Origin of the sequence: Vibrio sp. V39_P1S14PM300, from assembly GCF_009904765.1 — a bacterium.
In the GTDB taxonomy this organism is placed as follows: Bacteria; Pseudomonadota; Gammaproteobacteria; order Enterobacterales; family Vibrionaceae; genus Vibrio; species Vibrio proteolyticus.
Map to the genome: position 1 here is coordinate 18,347 of NZ_WXWP01000036.1, position 18,143 is coordinate 36,489.

Below are 18,143 nucleotides of genomic sequence, written 5' to 3' on the forward strand. Positions count from 1 at the left end.
GTTTATCTAAACAATATATTGATGTTATAGTTTCAATCTATAAAAGTGATAATTACTCAACACTACTGTGCTCGGTGGATAACGGCTGATGCCAGGCCTGCATAAATTCGAGGAAAGTCCGGGCAGCGTGGGACAGATAATGGCTGCTCTTCCAGCCGAGGCCAAATTCGAGCTTCAGCGCTGGCTGAAAAGGGACACACACTAAGGGGTCATGTGGTTGAACGATGCGGCGCAGACAGGTACTGATCCCCAGCTCACGCCCCACCAGCGTCTTGACCAGTTCAATCAGGTTGGTTTCAAAGCGCACATCGGGGGAGAGGTGGTGCTGGCGGCAGTGACGACTGACGGCTTCACGCAGCAGATAGCCTTCACGAAACAGGACCAGCGGTTCACGGCAGAACTCGTCCAGTGTGACAAAGGGCTGGGCAGTAAAGTGATGCTGCCGGCTGACGCAGGCGACAATTTCCTCGGCGCATAAACGCACATAGCGCAACTGATCCAGCGGCTGATCGCTGCGCACAAACGCCAGGTCCAGCTCGCCGTCCAGCAACATGCGCTGTAGTGTGGCGCTGCCGTGTTCCTGTACCCGGATGCGGATGTGCGGATAGCGTTCAGCAAACGCAGCCAGTGCCTGGGGAAGAAAGTAAGACCCGAGCATCGCCGAAACGCCAAAATCAATCTCACCCCGCTCCAGACCTTTCAGTTCATTCATTTCCCGCCGGGCTTGCTCGACATCTTCAAGGATACGCTGCGCGTGCGTCAGCAGACGGCGCCCGTCAGCGGTCAGTTGGATTTGGCGATGATTGCGATTGATCAGTTTGAGGCCGAGTTCCTGCTCTAACTTTTGCATTGCAACGCTGAGGGCTGATTGGGCAATGTCGAGCTGATCGGCCGTTTTGGTGAAGCTGCCGGTGTGAGCCAGTGCCACAAAATAATGCAGGCGTTTGATGTCCATACGGTTGCGCCACAGTTACGGGGGAGACTGATACTCTAGCGTCTCACCGACCGGGTGCAATCGGATTTGGCGCTTGCAGCCGATGACAATCGCAGGAGCGGAATGCGATCACAGTTTTGTGGCAAAGAAAAACCCCGAGGGCTTGCGCCCATCGGGGTTATAGTCTTACTCGCAGCAATCCAGCTACTCAAAGTGCTCCATGCATCAAATCCATGATAGTGTGCTGTATTCCGTCAGCGCAGTCCTTTCATCGCCATCCTAGCGGTGTCCTCGACCTTATCCTGGTCCGCTAACCATCCTCGTTAGCTCACATCACTTGTTCCCTGAGCGGTGTCCCTGGCATCATCCTGATGCTGAGTCCTTGCCTCGTCCAGAGGTGTCCATTTCCCATCCTTAGTAGCAACCATCCTAGTCACTATTGCGTCCGTTCAATGTCCGTTTTGCTGTCCTTGCCCGATCATTCATCCTGAATAACCGTCTCTTCATCCTGAAGATTACCTGTTCCGTGTCAGTATCCTTCCGACACCCTTCATCTTACGGTTTCCGCCCAACTCAGCAATATTGTGAAATCGATTTCTTTTTATTGAGGATGACTAAAATACAATCAAGTCTTTTATTATCAATAAGTTATTGTTATCTATCTGCCTTTATCTCAGCAAAAAAGCGATTTTGACTCACCCGCTTGTGAGAGATCTCGCACAAGCGGGTGAGACGATCCGCCATAGGATCTTTTATTCGCCGATCGCAGCCCCTTCCCGGCGAGGATCCGCAGCGCCTTCCAGACCATCGGCGGTGATCCGAATGGCGTGCAGGCCGGAGTTGAGGTCACGCACGTTAACCTTAAAGCCCATTTTCTCCAGTTGCGGTGCCAAACGCTCGGCGGCGGTACCTTGTTCGATGTCCAGTTCTCCAAAACGGTTGAGCAAATGCGGCTGATTGATCGCCTGCTGGATATCCATACCCCATTGAGTGTGGGCAATCAGCGCCTGGGCAACGTAGCCGATGATCCGGCTGCCGCCAGGTGAGCCAATCGCCATATAGGGCTGGTCATTGTGCATCACGATGGTGGGCGCCATCGAAGAGCGTGGCCGTTTGCCCGGTTCAAGGCGGTTAGCGATCGGCCGGCCGTCACTGTGGGTGCGGAAGGAAAAGTCGGTCAGTTCATTGTTGAGCAGGAATCCGCGAACCATCAGCCGTGAACCAAACGCGTTCTCTATCGTGGTGGTGATGGAGACAACGTTGCCATCCCGGTCGACGACATTAAAGTGGCTGGTGGAGGGCAGCTCAATGGATTCATCGCGGCTGAGACGCAGCGCATGTTGCCAGGGTGGATTACCGGCGGTGGCATTGCCAAGTGCCTGACCGACTTTGATCAACTGAGCGCGGTCTTGCAGATAAGCTTGGTCGAGCAGGCCTTGGGTCGGCATGGGGACGAAGTCTTGATCCGCCATGTACAGCCCCCGGTCTGCAAAAGCCAGTTGTGAAGCGTCGGCGATCACCTGCCAGGATTTGGGATTGTCTGCGCCCCAAGCTTTAAGATCGTACGTTTCGGTCATCGCCAGGATCTGACCAACCGTCAGCGCCCCGGAACTGGGTGGTCCCATGCCGCAGATGTCGTAGCTGGCGTATGCGGCACACACTGGTTCACGCTGTTTGATGGTGTAGGTATCAAAGTCTTTCAGAGCCAGCACTCCCGGATTGCCGGGGGCGTTTTGCACCGTTTTCACGATATCAGCAGCAATGTCGCCCTGATAGAATGCATCGGCGCCGCGTTTGGCGATGGCATTGAGCGTGGCGGCGTATTGCGGGTTTTTCAGCAAGGTGCCTGCCGTTTTCGGTGTGCCGTCGGGATTAAAGAAGTAGGCTTTGGTGGCCGGGAAACGGCTCAGTCGTTCTGCATCGCCGGCAATCAGTGTGGCCAGGCGTGGGCTGATGGTGAATCCTTGTTCGGCGAGGGCGACCACAGGTTCAATCAGTTTTTTCCATTCCAGTTTGCCGTACTTCTGATGAGTATCCCACAACAGCTTGACTGTGCCCGGTGTCGCAACCGAGCGGCCACCCACCACCGCATCATAGAACTGCAGTGGTTGACCCTGCTCGTCGAGGAATAACGTCGGGGTTGCATTGAGTGGCGCGGTTTCACGCCCGTCATAACTGGTTAATTGCTGCTTTTTGGCATCCCAGTAGACCAAAAACGCCCCTCCGCCGATCCCCGATGATTGTGGCTCAACCAAGCCCAGCATCAGCTGCACGGTGACCATGGCATCGATCGCGTTGCCACCTTGTTTGAGAATGTCGGCGCCGGCCTGTGTTGCGACCGGATTCGCCGCCGTCACCATGTAATTCTGGGCTTTCACCAGCTGTTTCTGTTCCAGGCCGCTGCTCTGTTCCGGTGCGACACTGTCGGCGGCTTGATCGGCCCAGCAAGCTCCTGAGGCAACCAACATTGATGTGGTGAGGAAAGTGGTTTTCCACTGCATCATTTTCTCCTTGTTATCGTGAATGCAGGTTCAGATTGGCAGTGGAATGTTGCAAGGTCTAGTGGTTTGTTGGCGATTTGTAACGTTGAATCAAAAATTGAACAACGGACTCAGTGCAAGGAGGGATTGCCACAAAATACTGACACCAATTAGGGTGAAAATGAGCCCGCACAGCCCATCAATATAGACACTCAGAGATTGCAGGCGGCGTTGCAGACGTTCGGTCGACAAAGCCCAAGCAAGAAATGAGAACCATAGCAGTGACAGGCTGAACAGGATCACCAGAGCAATCCCCTTGCCGCCGAGCGACATACCGGCCGGCACCAGGCTCGACATCAGGCTGACAAAGAACACCAAGGCTTTTGGGTTGAGCAGGTTGGTGGCAAAGCCGCGTGAAAAGGCTTGACGTTTATTGCTCAGCAGCTGATCCGGTTTGGGCGCGTCCGGGTCTGTGTCTTGCGGAGCGCGATGAGCACGCCAGATCGCTGTCAGTGCTCCGATGCCGAGATAGAGCAAATAACTGCCCCCGGCCAGTTGCAACAGGGCGAACAGTGCGGGGTGTTGATGCACCAGAAAGCTCACGCCGGTCAGGCTAAACAAGGAATGGAGCAGAATGCTACATGACAAACCCAGGGCAATAAACAGCCCGGTCTGGCGGCCGTAACGGGTGGCGTTTTGCACCACCAGGGCAAAGTCTGGACCCGGACTCATCAGAGCAATAAAGTGGACCCCGGCGAGTGTGGCGAGAATGGTTATTTCGTTCATAAGCGAATCTTCACTCTATAGTTTGAGAGCTTGAGTATGACAAGCGGTCAGCCTAGGCGATTGTAAATTTCTGACAGCCGGCCCGTCAGTTGACCTGTGAGGGGCAAATCCCGAACGAGAGTTTGAATGCCTTGCTGAAGTGTGCCTGATCGTAAAAGCCGACTTGATGGGCGACATCGGTGCCCGACAACCCGGATTTCAGCAGCTTCATCGCCTGCTCCAGACGTAAGCGACTGAGCCAGGCGTACGGCGTGATCCCCATGCGCGCTTTAAAATGGCGTTGAAATTGAGTCGGACTGAGCTGGCACAACGCCGCCAGCTGTTCGAGTCTGACCGGTTGGTCCAGATTGGCCAGCAAATACTGCTTGAGCATGTCGACCGACTGCTCACCGAGCGGAATGCAGTCGCGCCGTTTTAGCGCGCCGTATCGATCAAACAATTGATTGAAGCCTTCAAACGGCAGGCAGTCTTTGGCCAACTGGCTGAGGTCGGGGACGCTCAGCCAGCGGTGCAGGTTAAGCAGTTGTGAATAGATTGCAGGATCCGCGATGATCAACTGCTCAAAGCTGATGATTTGACCGGCTTGGCGTGGATCCGCCAGATCACTGAACCAGTCAGGATCGATCGCAAACACGCGTGTCTGGTAACCGGAATCGTGTTGCGACTGGCCGTCGTGCAGCTCGTCAGGCTGCATGATCACAAATTCCCCCTGACCGACCAGATGAGAGCGTCCCTGATGGCGGAATTTCTGTTGGCCTTGGGTGATCAACCCGATGTGGAAATCGAGGTGATAGTGACGAGAGAAGGCAAAACGCTGATAGTTGCCTTCTATCAGACTGACGGCCTGGCTGGGAGAGGTGTGGTAACTGACGTGATCCATCGCGATAAAAAAAGCTTGGTTACTGAGTAACCAAGCTTATCCCGCACTGTGGTGATTGTCTTGTAAAAAACGATCACTTCGCGATGGCGGCGGCGCGTGAACGACGGTTGTTTCTCAGACCATCGATACTGAACACCACCAGTGCGCCCCAGATAAAGGCGAAGGTGATGGCTTTATCGAGAGTAAAAATTTCACCGTACACCAGCACAGCCAGCAAGAACATCAGGCTGGGGCCGATGTACTGGAAGAAGCCCAGCGTCGACAGCTTCAACCGGGTGGCGGCGCCGGTAAAACACAGCAGTGGCAGTGTGGTGATCACACCGGCGGCGACCAGCAGCAGGTTGAGTGACCACGGATTGGCTGTCATGTCTGAGGTTGCGCTGTCGGCCATGGTCAGCAGATAAACCGCCGCAACCGGAAACAGCAGCAGCGTTTCAATAAACAGGCCGGTTTGCGCATCCAGACTGACTTTTTTGCGCAGCAGGCCATAAAAACCAAAGCTCATCGCCAGTGCAATGGCGACCACGGGGACGGAGCCGAACGCGATCAACTGCACCAGCACACCGCAGGTGGCCAGAGTGACCGCAAACCACTGCATTTTGCGCAGCCGCTCGCCGAGAAACACCATCCCGAGCACCACGTTGAATAATGGGTTAATGTAATAACCGAGACTGGCGTCGAGCATATGGTTGGCGTTGACTGCCCAGATAAAAATCAGCCAGTTACCGCCGACCAGCAGCGCGGTGGACAGCAGATACAGCATGTTGCGTTTCGAACTCATGACCTCAAAAACGGTGCGCCAGCGACGGCCAAAATGGAGTAGGGCTGCGAGCAGGAAAAACGACCAGACGATCCGGTGACTGAGAATTTCCAGTGGTGACACTTCGGCGATCGACTTAAAGTAGATCGGCGCGATGCCCCACATGGTGTAAGCACCGACCGCGAGCAGGATGCCCTGGCGTGCTTTTTGTTGTTCATCAGGTGTCATGTGACATCACTTATTGATTTACTATCCGAATGAGCAGTATACGAGCGACAATGTGAATCACCTAACATTTTGCGGTTTTATTCACCATCAAACGCCACTACAATGTGCGCTCGCCAATGCACAATCCACATTCAGCATTTCCTGACCGAGAATTCAATGACCTCCACACTGTTAGCCGAACCCACTCAGCCGCCGCTCACTCCCCAGCATGTTCTGGAGACCGTTTTTGGCTACCAGACGTTCCGTGATGGTCAGCAGGAGGTGATTGAGGCGGCGATGGCCGGGCAGGACAGCCTGGTGATCATGCCAACAGGTGGCGGCAAGTCACTCTGTTACCAGATCCCGGCGCTGGTTCGTGACGGCTTGACGCTGGTAATCTCTCCGTTGATTTCATTGATGAAAGACCAGGTGGACCAACTCAAAGCCAACGGCGTGGCGGCGGAATGCATCAACTCCACTATGTCGCGAGAAGCGCTGATCTCGGTCTACAACCGCATGCATCAGGGAACGCTCAAGCTGGTGTACGTCTCGCCGGAACGGGTATTGATGCGTGACTTTATCGAACGTCTGGAGAGTCTGCCGCTGGCAATGATTGCGGTGGATGAAGCGCACTGTATTTCCCAGTGGGGACACGATTTTCGTCCCGAGTATGCCGCACTGGGCCAACTCAAGCAGCAGTTTGCACACGTGCCGGTGATGGCGCTGACCGCCACCGCGGACGACGCCACGCGCAAAGACATTCTCCATCGGTTGCAACTGAATCAGCCGCACACTTACCTCGGCAGTTTTGACCGGCCCAACATTCGCTATACGCTGGTGGAGAAGCACAAACCGGTGTCGCAAATCCTGCGTTTTCTCGACAGCAACAAAGGCAGTTGCGGGATTATTTATTGCGGCAGCCGTAAGAAAGTCGAAATGCTGACCGAGAAACTGTGCAATAACCACATTCGTGCTGCCGGGTATCACGCCGGCATGGACGCCGATGAGCGCGCCTGGGTACAGGAGGCGTTCCAGCGGGACGATCTGCAAATTGTTGTCGCCACCGTCGCGTTTGGTATGGGGATCAACAAACCCAATGTCCGCTTTGTGGTCCATTTCGACATTCCGCGTAACATTGAGTCCTATTATCAGGAAACCGGCCGTGCGGGCCGCGACGGGTTACCGGCGGAAGCCATGATGCTCTACGACCCGGCCGACATTAGCTGGCTGCGACGCATGTTGGATGAGAAAGACGACGGTCCGCAGAAGCAGGTTGAGAGCCACAAACTCAACGCGATGAGTGCGTTTGCCGAAGCCCAGACCTGCCGACGTCAGGTGCTGCTGAATTACTTCGGAGAGTACCGGGAAAAACCGTGTGGGAACTGTGATATCTGCCTGGATCCGCCCAAACATTTTGATGCCACTCAGGAAGCGCAGAAAGCGTTGTCGTGCGTCTACCGGGTCAATCAGAGTTTTGGTATGGGCTACGTGGTGGAAGTGCTGCGTGGGATGCAAAATATCCGGGTACGGGAAAACGGGCACGATAAATTGTCGACCTACGGTCTTGGCCGCGATCACAGTCACGACTACTGGGTGAGTATTTTCCGCCAGTTGATTCACAAAGGCTTGCTGACTCAGAACATCACGCGCAACTCGACACTGCAATTGACCGAAGAAGCGCGGCCGCTGCTGCGTGGTGACATGTCGCTCGAGCTGGCGGTGCCAAGGTTAGATACCGCAGCACGTGCCGCGAAAGCGGATAAACTGTCGAACAAACACTATGATAAGAAACTGTTCGCCAAGCTGCGTAAACTACGCAAAGCGATCGCCGATGAAGACGGGCTGCCGCCATACGTGGTGTTCAGTGACGCGACCTTGATCGACATGGCCGAAATTCTGCCGACGTCGTACGGCGAGATGCTGGCGGTCAGCGGGGTCGGGCAGCGTAAACTGGAAAAATACGCCGATCCATTCTTAGATTTGATTCAGGAGCACATTACTCATCATGGCTGACACACCGACAGAATTTGGACTGGTGGAATACGAGCCCGAATACGGACGGCTTATTATTCGTGCGCCGCGCTTTGACTTTGATTCGTTTCCTGAGCTGGGGGAGCGATTGGTGGTTCTGTTGTCGGCGCGGGTGCTGGAAAAGCAATGGGATGCGGATGTCCATTCCTGGTTGATCGATTTCGAAGGCTGCCAGCTGTTTTTGCGGGCAGAGCATTACAGTGAATGCGTGTGGCTCGAGGCGCTGTCGATGGAGGAGTCTACCGAGGAGCTGGCGTTTCTTGCCGAACTGTTCCGGCGCGGTTTTTAGTGCTCAAACGTTTGCCTCGCTAGCGGCTATTGCGAACGTCATTGGTTAAGGTATAATCGCCCGCCGCTGCCTGCTGGCGGGCAGCCACACGTATTTGATTGACATTGTTGGTAAGAATCACGTCACAAGACGGGTTCGATTTGGGTTCCCTCGCCCCCAAACCAAACTAAAAAGGTATCGTATGAGTCACTTTACCCCTGCGCAGCAGCGCAAAGCCCTGTCGTATTTAGTTCTGTTCCACCTGATCATCATTGCTTCGAGTAATTATCTGGTGCAGTTGCCGTTCACCCTATTTGGTTTTCATACCACCTGGGGCGCATTCACTTTCCCATTCATCTTTTTGGCCACGGATCTGACGGTACGGATTTTCGGTGCGCCGCTGGCGCGCAAGATCATTTTTCTGGTGATGCTGCCGTCACTGGCGGTGTCGTATGTGCTGTCGGTGCTGTTCTTGGAAGGACAGTTCCAGGGACTGGCGCAGTTGAGTGAATTCAATCTGTTTGTCGCGCGGATTGCGATTGCCAGCTTTATGGCCTATCTGCTCGGGCAAATTTTGGATGTGCACGTCTTCAACCGTCTGCGCCAGATGAAGCAGTGGTGGGTGGCACCGACCTGTTCGACGTTGTTTGGTAACGCCCTCGACACCATGGCATTCTTTGCTATCGCGTTTTACCAGAGTCCGGACGCCTTTATGGCCGAGCACTGGACCGAAATTGCGTTGGTCGACTACAGTTTCAAATTGATCATCAGCCTTGGATTGTTTGTCCCTATGTATGGGGTGCTGCTCAACTATCTGATCCGCAAAATCACCGCGGTTAATCCGGATTTTCAGGTCGCCGGAGTCAAACAACCTTAAACCGTAATAAAAAGCCCGGGTTAATCAACCCGGGCTTTTTTGTGTTCGAAGCGCGATTTAGCGGGATGCAATCACCAACGGCCAGCCGATGTCGGTTTGGCGGTTGGCTTCGATTTCCAGTTCAGCTGCGGTCAACGGGTTGGCTGCCAGCCAGCCGTGATCGAGAGTCAGAGTTAGCTTGTCACCATCGGCGTGCAGTGTCACCTCCGGCTCCAGAGCGACGCTGCGACGGTGCGTCAGCAGAACCGCCAGACGCAACAGACGCAGCACACGTTTCGCACTGTTGCCGGACAAGGCGTGCTGCTCCGGCAACGAGGTCAACTGCTCCCGGTAGCGGCGCGCCACTTCCCCCAGGAAGTGCTTTTGCGCCCGGGTGTAGCCAGGCAGATCCAGATGTTGCAACAGGTAGGCACTGTGCTCGCCGCCTTTTTTATAGTCAATGGTCAGACCGAGCTCGTGCAGCTTGGCGACACTCTCCAGCAGCATGGCGCCCTGATTTTCTTCGATCCAGTCATCGCCACAGGCGTGCAGCAGTTTTTCAGCCAACGCGGCGACCTGGTTGCCGTAATCGACGTCCAACTGATAGCGCGCCTGAACACTGGCAATCGTGCGGGCACGGATGTCGTCCTGGCGCAGCTCTTTGACCATTTCATACACCAGCCCTTCGCGTAGCGCTCCGCCGGCCAGCGTCATGGAGTCAATGTTCAGCAGTTCAAAAATGGCGATCAGGATCGACAGGCCGCTGGGGAACACCAGTGCCCGTTCCAGCGTCAGACCTTCAATTTCCAGCTCTTCGAGGTGATCCGCCAGCATGGCCTGCTTCTGCAGACGCTTCAGCTTGGCGAGGGTGATCACTTCATCCATGCCTTGCGCCAGCATGATTTCCTGCAGCGCCTGCACCGTTCCGGATGCGCCGACACACACGTCCCAACCGAGGCGGGTGTATTGCTCCAGAATAGGTTGCAATGTGGCTTTGGCTGCCGCAATCGCGTTACTGAAGTTAGTGGCAGTGAGCTGACGATCTTTGAAGTGGCGTTCCAGCCAGGTGACGCAGCCCATTTTCAGGCTGGTCAGCGCTTTGGCATCAAAGCCTTCGCCGATGATGAGTTCGGTACTGGCGCCGCCGATGTCGACCACCAGGCGACGGCCAATTCCGCCGGACGTATGCGCGACGCCTTTATAAATGGTCGCCGCTTCTTCTTCTCCGCAGATCACGTCAATCGGATGCCCCAGGATCTGGTTGGCTCGGGTCAGAAACACATCCACATTGGTGGCGGTTCGCAGTGTGGCGGTCCCGACAATACGGATGTGTTGCGCCGGAATGTCCTGCAGGCGTTCCGCAAACAGACTCAAACAGTCCCAACCCCGCTGCATCGCTTCCTGACTCAGCGCATTGTGGTCGTCCAGCCCGGCGGCGAGACGCACCTTACGTTTGATCTTGGCCATGGTTTGCACGCTGCCATCGATATGACGCACCACGAGCATGTGAAAACTGTTCGACCCGAGGTCGATGGCGGCATAGAGCGGAGAAGAGACGGCTTGGCTCATAAACGGCTTACGAATCCTTTTGTTGACGTGGTGGGCGTGGACGACGCTGCGGTTTGCGGTTACGAGAACCCCCCGTGTTGGTGCGACGTTGCTGCTGCGAGCTTGAGCGCATGCGAATGGCCGGTGGCAGATCCGTCAGCAGAGCGGTCGGATCGTATTCCGAGGTTGGGATCGCATGTTCAATGTACTCTTCGATCGCCGGCAGGTTGATGGCGTACTGTTCACAGGCAAAGCTGATCGAGTGGCCGCTGGCACCAGCACGTCCGGTCCGGCCGATACGGTGAACGTAATCTTCGCAGTCATCCGGCAAGTCGAAGTTGAAGACATGCGTCACTTGAGGAATGTGCAGACCACGGGCGGCAACATCGGTAGCCACCAGAATGTCGAGATCGCCTTGCGTAAATTGTTCCAGCACTTTTTCGCGTTTTTTCTGCGGTACGTCGCCGGTCAACAGACCCACACGGTGGCCGTCGGCTGCCAAATGGCCCCAGATCGATTCACATTTGTGCTTGGTGTTGGCAAACACGATCGCACGGTCTGGCCAATCTTCTTCGAGCAGCGTTTGCAACAGCGACATTTTGTGTTCGTTGGATGGGTAGAACAGCTCTTCCTGAATACGATGACCAGTTTTCTGTTGCGGTTCAGACTCAACTTTTTGCGGGTCATTCATGTGCTCGAACGCCAGTTCCTGTACTCGGTAGGACAGCGTGGCAGAGAACAGCATGTTGAGGCGCTCTTTGGCATTGGGCATGCGGCGGAACAGGAAACGAATGTCTTTGATAAAGCCCAGATCGAACATGCGGTCCGCTTCATCCAGAACCACAGCCTGAATGCTGTCGAGGTTAAAGACCTTCTGTTTATGGAAGTCGATGATGCGACCTGTGGTGCCGATCAGAATATCGACGCCTTGTTGCAATTTTGTGAGCTGCTTATCATAACTTTCACCGCCGTAGGCCAGTGCGGCCTTAAGACCGGTGCTGGCAATCAGAGGTTCAGCATCGTTATAGATCTGGATAGCCAGTTCACGGGTCGGAGCCATAATGATGGCGCGCGGCTGGGTTGGCTGGCGGCCTTCGCGCTCTGGCGTGGTCAACAGGTGGTGGAAAGTAGCAGTAAGAAACGCGAGGGTTTTACCAGTGCCCGTCTGGGCCTGGCCTGCAATGTCTTGGCCGGTGAGCAGGACCGGCAACGCCAAGGCTTGGATCGGGGTACAGTATTCGAACCCTTTTTTTTCCAATCCTTCAACAACTTGGGCGTGTAATCCCAAATCGGCGAACTTTTGCTCTGTGATATGCGTCTTTTTCATGGCTATAGAATATCAGCTTAAGCTTGCAATACGAAAGTAAATACATTCCAATAGAGCATCTATTTACTGGTTATCATCCAACCAGCTCAGAAAAAACACATTGGAGTGGAAGATGAGTGATAAGATTTTGCAGCTAACTGATGACGGTTTTGAAAATGACGTAATCAAAGCTGCAGGCCCGGTTCTGGTAGATTTTTGGGCAGAATGGTGTGGTCCTTGTAAGATGATTGCGCCTATCCTGGACGAAATCGCAGACGAGTACGAAGGCAAACTCACTATCGGCAAACTAAATATCGACCACAACGCAGGTACTCCACCTAAGTTTGGTATTCGTGGTATTCCAACGCTGCTGCTGTTTAAAGACGGCAATGTAGCGGCAACCAAAGTTGGCGCCCTGTCTAAGACTCAACTGAAAGAGTTTCTGGACGCAAACCTTTAAGCCTTAGCTCAAATGATAAAACCGTGCATAATTACCGATGCACGGTTTTGTTTTTGAAGCGTAACTAAATCTAGACTAGGCTAGTATTTAGTGCTAACTTATCGCACGTTAAATAAACAAGTGTTCACTTCTTGGTCAATCCTGCGACCAAATCCTTCTTAACTAACAACAGATCCTATTTTGACTAAACAAGCATCCACCACAATGAATCTAACAGAACTGAAGAACAGACCTGTGTCTGATCTTGTCAAACTGGGCGAAAGCTTGGGCCTTGAAAACCTGGCACGTCTGAGAAAACAAGACATCATCTTCGCTATCCTCAAAGCTCATGCGAAAAGTGGTGAAGATATCTTTGGCGACGGGGTACTGGAGATTCTTCAAGACGGTTTTGGTTTCCTGCGCAGTGCAGACAGTTCGTACCTGGCAGGTCCTGACGACATCTACGTGTCACCGAGCCAAATCCGACGTTTTAACCTGCGTACCGGTGACTCTATTGCCGGTAAGATTCGTCCACCTAAAGACGGTGAGCGCTACTTTGCCCTGCTGAAAGTCAACACGGTTAACGACGACAAGCCGGACAACGCCCGCAACAAGATTTTATTTGAGAACTTAACGCCACTGCACGCCAACGAGCGTATGGTGATGGAGCGTGGTAATGGCTCAACCGAAGACATTACGGCGCGTGTTCTTGACCTGGCTTCTCCGATTGGTAAAGGTCAGCGTGGCCTGATTGTTGCTCCGCCAAAAGCGGGTAAAACCATGCTGCTGCAAAACATCGCTCAGAGCATCGCCTACAACCACCCAGAGTGTGAGTTGATGGTGCTGCTGATTGACGAACGTCCGGAAGAAGTAACCGAAATGCAACGCTTGGTGAAAGGCGAAGTGATTGCCTCGACGTTCGATGAGCCAGCGTCTCGTCACGTTCAGGTTGCTGAGATGGTGATCGAGAAGGCCAAGCGTCTGGTTGAACACAAGAAAGATGTGGTGATTCTGCTGGACTCAATCACTCGTCTTGCTCGTGCTTACAACACCGTGGTTCCGTCATCAGGTAAAGTTCTGACCGGTGGTGTGGACGCCAACGCATTGCACCGTCCGAAGCGTTTCTTCGGTGCAGCTCGTAATGTGGAAGAGGGCGGCAGCCTGACCATCATCGCGACGGCACTGGTCGACACCGGTTCGAAGATGGATGAAGTGATCTACGAAGAGTTTAAAGGTACAGGTAACATGGAACTGCACCTGAACCGTAAGATTGCAGAAAAGCGTGTCTTCCCAGCGATCGACTTCAACCGCTCAGGCACTCGTCGTGAAGAGCTGTTGACCAAAGCTGATGAGCTGCAGAAGATGTGGATTCTGCGCAAGATTGTGCACCCGATGGGTGAAATCGACGCGATGGAATTCCTGATCGATAAATTGGCCATGACCAAGACCAATGATGAGTTCTTCGACGCGATGCGTCGTCAGTAACCCATTCTGACTTGTGAAAACGCCACCGCTTGCGGTGGCGTTTTTTATTGCATTCTATTTATATAAGGCTCAGAATGAGGAAGATGTTACAAGGAGGTTAACATGCAACAAGGAATGTTGTCGTCACTTCTCCTGATATCGTCATTGCTGCTCCCGGTGTCGCCACTCAGTGCCACGGAAATGTCACCACAAGTGATAGAGCAATGGGCGCATGACGATCAGATCAAACACAAAGTCGATGAACTGATGCAGCTGGTTAAAGCGGATAAAATCGACTCTCTCAATTTCGCTCTCGAGCGACTGGCGTTGCCGCAACAAGAGGTGGCACGTTATCGCCTGTTGTCTGAAATCGAACAACAAGACCTGATCTTAACGCCGAAAATGGCACTGTTCATTGAGCGTCAACAAGCTCAGCCGCCCGTGTATCAAATACTGGAACGGGGAGACGGGTATGAATTCAGTGTGCCGGCTTTTGACTATCCGGCGATCGCGTTCCGTCTGCTGAAACGTTGGCGTCAGGATCAGACCACACTCGATTTTGTGCTGATGGCAGAACGTGGTGAGCTGGATCTGCAACACTGGCTGTCAGGCAGTGATTATCAGCTTCAGACCCGCGAAGCGCTGTTGATTCGTGAACTGGACAGTCTGTCGCCTCGCGCCCTGACGGCTCTCACGCAGCAGCTGACCCAGGCGAAAGTCACCAGTTGGTTGCCGTCGTCTCAGGTGATGGTGCGTCTGGCTCAGGTCAGTGACGACCCGGAAGTGTATAAATTGTTGTGGCTGATGCGCGCTGACAGCAATACCCGAGATGAGTTGTTACGCTTAGCCGCCCGTCATGATCCGTTTTCGCTGCATCAGGTGATACTGGCAACAGCCAACCCCAGTCTCAAAGAAGACGCGCTCAAAGCCCTGACCCGGGTTAAGCCGATGCCGCAAGAAGTACAGCAATTTCTGATTGAGCGGATGGGCAACAGCGACGAGGCGCCTCTGGTCGCTCGCCATCTGGCTGAGCAGGGCTACGGCAGTTGGTTACGTGATTTGGCCGACAGCAATCAACAGGTCAAAAGCCGTGCGATTTTGCAGGCGATTGCCCAGTAATACCCACACGAAAAATGGGGCACCGTCTAGAGTGCTTTTTGGTATACTGCGTGCAGTTTAACCAGCCAGCAGAAGGCCTATGAGTTTTAAGGATTTACGCGATTTTACAGATTATCTTGAACGCCAAGGCAAGCTAAAACGCATCACTCACCCAGTTGATCCTCATTATGAAATGACCGAAATCAGTGACCGTACGCTGCGTGCCGGTGGGCCGGCATTGCTGTTCGAAAATCCGATTGGTTACGACATGCCGGTCTTGACCAACCTGTACGGGACGCCGGAACGGGTTGCCATCGGAATGGGGCGCCACGACGTTCAAGAGCTGCGCGAGGTGGGCAAATTACTCGCTTATCTCAAAGAGCCGGAACCGCCACGTGGTTTCAAAGATGCGCTGGACAAGCTGCCGGTGTTCCGTCAGGTGCTCAATATGCCAGCCAAACGGCTGCGCAAAGCCGCTTGCCAGGAGATCATCTGGCAAGGCGAAGAGGTCGACCTCGACAAAATCCCGGTTATGAGTTGCTGGCCCGATGATGTAGCGCCATTGATGACGTGGGGCTTAACCATCACTCGTGGGCCGCACAAGAAACGGCAGAATCTGGGCATTTACCGTCAGCAAAAGCTGGGTAAGAACAAAGTGATCATGCGTTGGCTGGCGCATCGGGGCGGAGCGCTGGATCTACGCGACTGGATGGAGACTCATCCAGGCCAACCGTTTCCGGTATCGGTCGCCTTCGGGGCGGATCCGGCGACGATTCTGGGGGCGGTGACACCCGTACCAGATACCTTATCCGAATACGCTTTCGCTGGCTTATTGCGGGGCCGTAAAACCGAAGTGGTGAAATCGATCAGCAATGATTTGGATGTGCCTGCCAGCGCCGAAATTGTCCTGGAAGGCTATATCGATCCGACTGAATTTGCGCAAGAAGGTCCATACGGCGATCACACCGGCTATTACAACGAAAAAGAACGTCACCACGTATTTACCGTTACGCACATCACGATGCGTAACGAGCCGATTTATCACAGCACGTACACCGGCCGTCCGCCAGATGAACCGGCGGTATTAGGCGTGGCGCTCAATGAAGTGTTTGTGCCGATTCTGCAAAAACAATTTCCCGAGATTGCAGACTTCTACCTGCCGCCGGAAGGATGCTCGTACCGCATGGCCGTGGTGACCATGAAAAAACAATATCCCGGTCACGCGAAGCGGGTCATGATGGGGGTATGGTCATTCCTGCGCCAGTTTATGTACACCAAGTTCGTGATAGTGTGTGATGCACAAGTCAATGCCCGCGACTGGAATGAGGTGGTTCAGGCGATGACCGAACACATGGATCCGGTGCGCGACACCCTTTTGATTGAAAACACGCCGATCGACTCGCTGGATTTTGCTTCTCCGGTGACGGGGCTGGGGTCGAAAATGGGCCTGGATGCGACAATAAAATGGGAAGCAGAGCAGAGCAGGGCATCTGATACGTTGACCCCGCCGAGTACCCGGGTTGGTGAGGCAGAGATCGAGCAACTACGTCACGTATGCCCGGATCTGGTGGATATACATCTGCCACAAGGTGCGCAGCAACGATTCGTACTGGTGTCGATGAAAAAAGACGCCGCTGGTCAGTCCCGGGCTTTGCTGGACAAACTCTGGCCATGGCTCCAGCCTTTGAGTGATGCCCGCTTTGTGGTGCTGTGCGATGATGACGTCAATGTCAGAGACTGGAATGATGTTATCTGGGCGATCACGACGCGCATGGATCCGGCACGCGACACCATTCAATACCCGGCAACGGAAGGGCAGAGCAGCAAGCTGGCTCTGGACGCTACCAATAAGTTCGACGGGGAAGTACAACGCGAGTGGGGGACTCCTATTCAGAAAGATCCCCAACTTGTGGCAAAAATCGATGCGATCTGGGATAAGTTAGGTATCCTATGAGCCACCTTGTCATCTTGCAGCCAGCGAATATCCAGTTTGATGTGCAAGATGGAGAAACAGTGCTGGAAGCGGCGCTCAACCATCAAATTAGCTTCCCGCACCGTTGTCAGGTCGGCGCATGCGCTGCGTGTCTGTGCCGAAAAATAGAAGGCGAAGTAAGTTATCTCCTTGAACCCATGCTGACAGAGAAGGAGCAGGAACAGGGATGGATATTTGCTTGTCAGGCCTTAGCCGAAAGTAATTTAATGCTTACTTTTGATGAGTAAGTATAGAGGAAGACCATGACCATCCAATGTAAAGTAAAGTCTATTCAGCCGTTAGCCTGCAATACATACCAGATCCTGCTGCATCCAGAAACTCCGGTGGCTTTTAAAGCCGGCCAGTACCTGATGGTGGTAATGGGAGAAAAAGACAAGCGTCCGTTCTCTATCGCCAGCAGTCCGTGCCGCCATGAGGGGGAGCTGGAACTGCACATCGGAGCTGCGGAGCATAATGCTTATGCCGGTGAAGTGGTTGAGGCGATGCAAGCCGCTTTGGCGAATGGCACGGATATCGCGATCGATGCCCCGCACGGTGACGCTTGGGTAAAAGAGGACAGCCAACGTCCACTGCTGCTGATCGCAGGGGGCACAGGCTTCAGCTACGTACGTTCGATCTTGGATCACTGTATTGCGCAAAACAAATCCAATAACATCTATTTATACTGGGGCGCGCGCGATGAATGCCAGTTGTACGCGAAAGACGAGTTACGCGCGATTGAACAGCGATATAATAATGTTCATTTTGTTCCGGTCGTGGAACAAGCAGAAGCAGACTGGCAAGGAAAAGTCGGTAACGTATTGCAAGCCATTAATGACGATTTCGATTCACTGGCCGACTACGATATCTATATCGCGGGTCGCTTTGAAATGGCGGGCTCTGCGCGTGAACAGTTTACACAAAATAAACAAGCGTTAAGTGATCACATGTACGCAGATGCGTATGCCTTTATTTAATTAAAGGGTTTCCAGAAGCGAAAAAAGAGGGTTTTATACCCTCTTTTTTACGTTATTGATGCTTTATTCAACGAAATGACTCTTTTTTCAATTTTTTTTGAAAAAGGGCTTGCGCTGAAATCTCAACTCCCTATAAT

General features: G+C 53.6%; 16 protein-coding genes and 1 pseudogene. 10 read left to right on the plus strand and 7 right to left on the minus strand.

Features of this window, described 5'->3' with window-relative positions; genetic code table 11:
- Nucleotides 1–52 precede the first annotated feature (52 nt).
- The 5 genes from CAG65_RS02055 to rarD all read right to left on the minus strand — a co-directional run bounded on the left by CAG65_RS02055 (nt 53) and on the right by rarD (nt 6,068).
- Nucleotides 53–955, minus strand: coding sequence for a LysR family transcriptional regulator (locus CAG65_RS02055; RefSeq protein ID WP_161451840.1), 903 nt, complete (start codon nt 953–955; stop codon nt 53–55).
- A 731-nt stretch (nt 956–1,686) separates the two neighbouring features.
- Nucleotides 1,687–3,435 carry a gamma-glutamyltransferase gene (gene ggt, locus CAG65_RS02060; RefSeq protein WP_161451860.1) on the minus strand — a complete coding sequence of 583 codons (1,749 nt, stop codon included), beginning with the start codon at nt 3,433–3,435 and terminating at the stop codon, nt 1,687–1,689.
- A 90-nt stretch (nt 3,436–3,525) separates the two neighbouring features.
- A complete protein-coding gene (locus CAG65_RS02065) occupies nt 3,526–4,200 on the minus strand; it encodes a LysE family translocator (RefSeq protein ID WP_161451842.1) in 675 nt (224 codons plus the stop codon).
- A gap of 85 nt (nt 4,201–4,285) precedes the next feature.
- Complete coding sequence (locus tag CAG65_RS02070; RefSeq protein ID WP_021707414.1) at nt 4,286–5,080, minus strand: helix-turn-helix domain-containing protein; 795 nt, start codon at nt 5,078–5,080, stop codon at nt 4,286–4,288.
- A gap of 73 nt (nt 5,081–5,153) precedes the next feature.
- Nucleotides 5,154–6,068 carry an EamA family transporter RarD gene (gene rarD / locus CAG65_RS02075; RefSeq protein ID WP_021707413.1) on the minus strand — a complete coding sequence of 305 codons (915 nt, stop codon included), beginning with the start codon at nt 6,066–6,068 and terminating at the stop codon, nt 5,154–5,156.
- 156 nt (nt 6,069–6,224) lie between these two features.
- On the opposite strand from rarD, the gene recQ reads away from it, so the two are divergent.
- The 3 genes from recQ to CAG65_RS02090 all read left to right on the plus strand — a co-directional run bounded on the left by recQ (nt 6,225) and on the right by CAG65_RS02090 (nt 9,223).
- Nucleotides 6,225–8,060 carry an ATP-dependent DNA helicase RecQ gene (gene recQ, locus CAG65_RS02080; protein ID WP_161451844.1) on the plus strand — a complete coding sequence of 612 codons (1,836 nt, stop codon included), beginning with the start codon at nt 6,225–6,227 and terminating at the stop codon, nt 8,058–8,060.
- On the plus strand, nt 8,053–8,367 hold the full coding sequence (locus CAG65_RS02085) for a DUF3630 family protein (protein ID WP_161451846.1): 315 nt from the start codon (nt 8,053–8,055) through the stop codon (nt 8,365–8,367). Before recQ ends, CAG65_RS02085 begins: the two co-directional genes overlap by 8 nt.
- A gap of 181 nt (nt 8,368–8,548) precedes the next feature.
- The gene (locus tag CAG65_RS02090) at nt 8,549–9,223 is read left to right on the plus strand and encodes a 7-cyano-7-deazaguanine/7-aminomethyl-7-deazaguanine transporter (protein WP_161451848.1); all 675 of its coding nucleotides are present in this window, start codon (nt 8,549–8,551) and stop codon (nt 9,221–9,223) included.
- Nucleotides 9,224–9,280: 57 nt separating this feature from the next.
- On the opposite strand, the gene gppA is transcribed toward CAG65_RS02090, so the two are convergent.
- Together gppA and rhlB are read right to left on the minus strand one after the other, a co-directional pair.
- On the minus strand, nt 9,281–10,771 hold the full coding sequence (gene gppA, locus CAG65_RS02095) for a guanosine-5'-triphosphate,3'-diphosphate diphosphatase (protein WP_161451850.1): 1,491 nt from the start codon (nt 10,769–10,771) through the stop codon (nt 9,281–9,283).
- A 7-nt stretch (nt 10,772–10,778) separates the two neighbouring features.
- Nucleotides 10,779–12,077, minus strand: a complete 1,299-nt coding sequence (gene rhlB / locus CAG65_RS02100; protein WP_161451852.1) for an ATP-dependent RNA helicase RhlB — start codon at nt 12,075–12,077, stop codon at nt 10,779–10,781.
- 112 nt (nt 12,078–12,189) lie between these two features.
- Here rhlB and trxA point away from each other — a divergent pair, with 112 nt between their 5' ends.
- The 7 genes and pseudogenes from trxA (at nt 12,190) to fre (ending at nt 18,006) form a co-directional block, all read left to right on the plus strand.
- Entirely contained in the window at nt 12,190–12,516 is a 327-nt protein-coding gene (trxA, locus tag CAG65_RS02105; protein ID WP_021707407.1) for a thioredoxin TrxA, read from the plus strand.
- A gap of 204 nt (nt 12,517–12,720) precedes the next feature.
- A complete protein-coding gene (gene rho / locus CAG65_RS02110) occupies nt 12,721–13,980 on the plus strand; it encodes a transcription termination factor Rho (protein ID WP_040903291.1) in 1,260 nt (419 codons plus the stop codon).
- A gap of 102 nt (nt 13,981–14,082) precedes the next feature.
- On the plus strand, nt 14,083–15,078 hold the full coding sequence (locus CAG65_RS02115; RefSeq protein ID WP_161451855.1) for a hypothetical protein: 996 nt from the start codon (nt 14,083–14,085) through the stop codon (nt 15,076–15,078).
- 79 nt (nt 15,079–15,157) lie between these two features.
- Nucleotides 15,158–16,535 (plus strand): annotated as a pseudogene (gene ubiD / locus CAG65_RS02120) (4-hydroxy-3-polyprenylbenzoate decarboxylase); the annotation flags it as partial.
- An 89-nt stretch (nt 16,536–16,624) separates the two neighbouring features.
- Complete coding sequence (locus CAG65_RS22435) at nt 16,625–17,011, plus strand: hypothetical protein (RefSeq protein WP_443098365.1); 387 nt, start codon at nt 16,625–16,627, stop codon at nt 17,009–17,011.
- Nucleotides 17,008–17,277, plus strand: a complete 270-nt coding sequence (locus CAG65_RS02125) for a 2Fe-2S iron-sulfur cluster-binding protein (protein WP_161451859.1) — start codon at nt 17,008–17,010, stop codon at nt 17,275–17,277. Before CAG65_RS22435 ends, CAG65_RS02125 begins: the two co-directional genes overlap by 4 nt.
- A 15-nt stretch (nt 17,278–17,292) precedes the next feature.
- Nucleotides 17,293–18,006 carry an NAD(P)H-flavin reductase gene (fre, locus tag CAG65_RS02130; RefSeq protein ID WP_021707402.1) on the plus strand — a complete coding sequence of 238 codons (714 nt, stop codon included), beginning with the start codon at nt 17,293–17,295 and terminating at the stop codon, nt 18,004–18,006.
- Nucleotides 18,007–18,143: the final 137 nt, after the last annotated feature.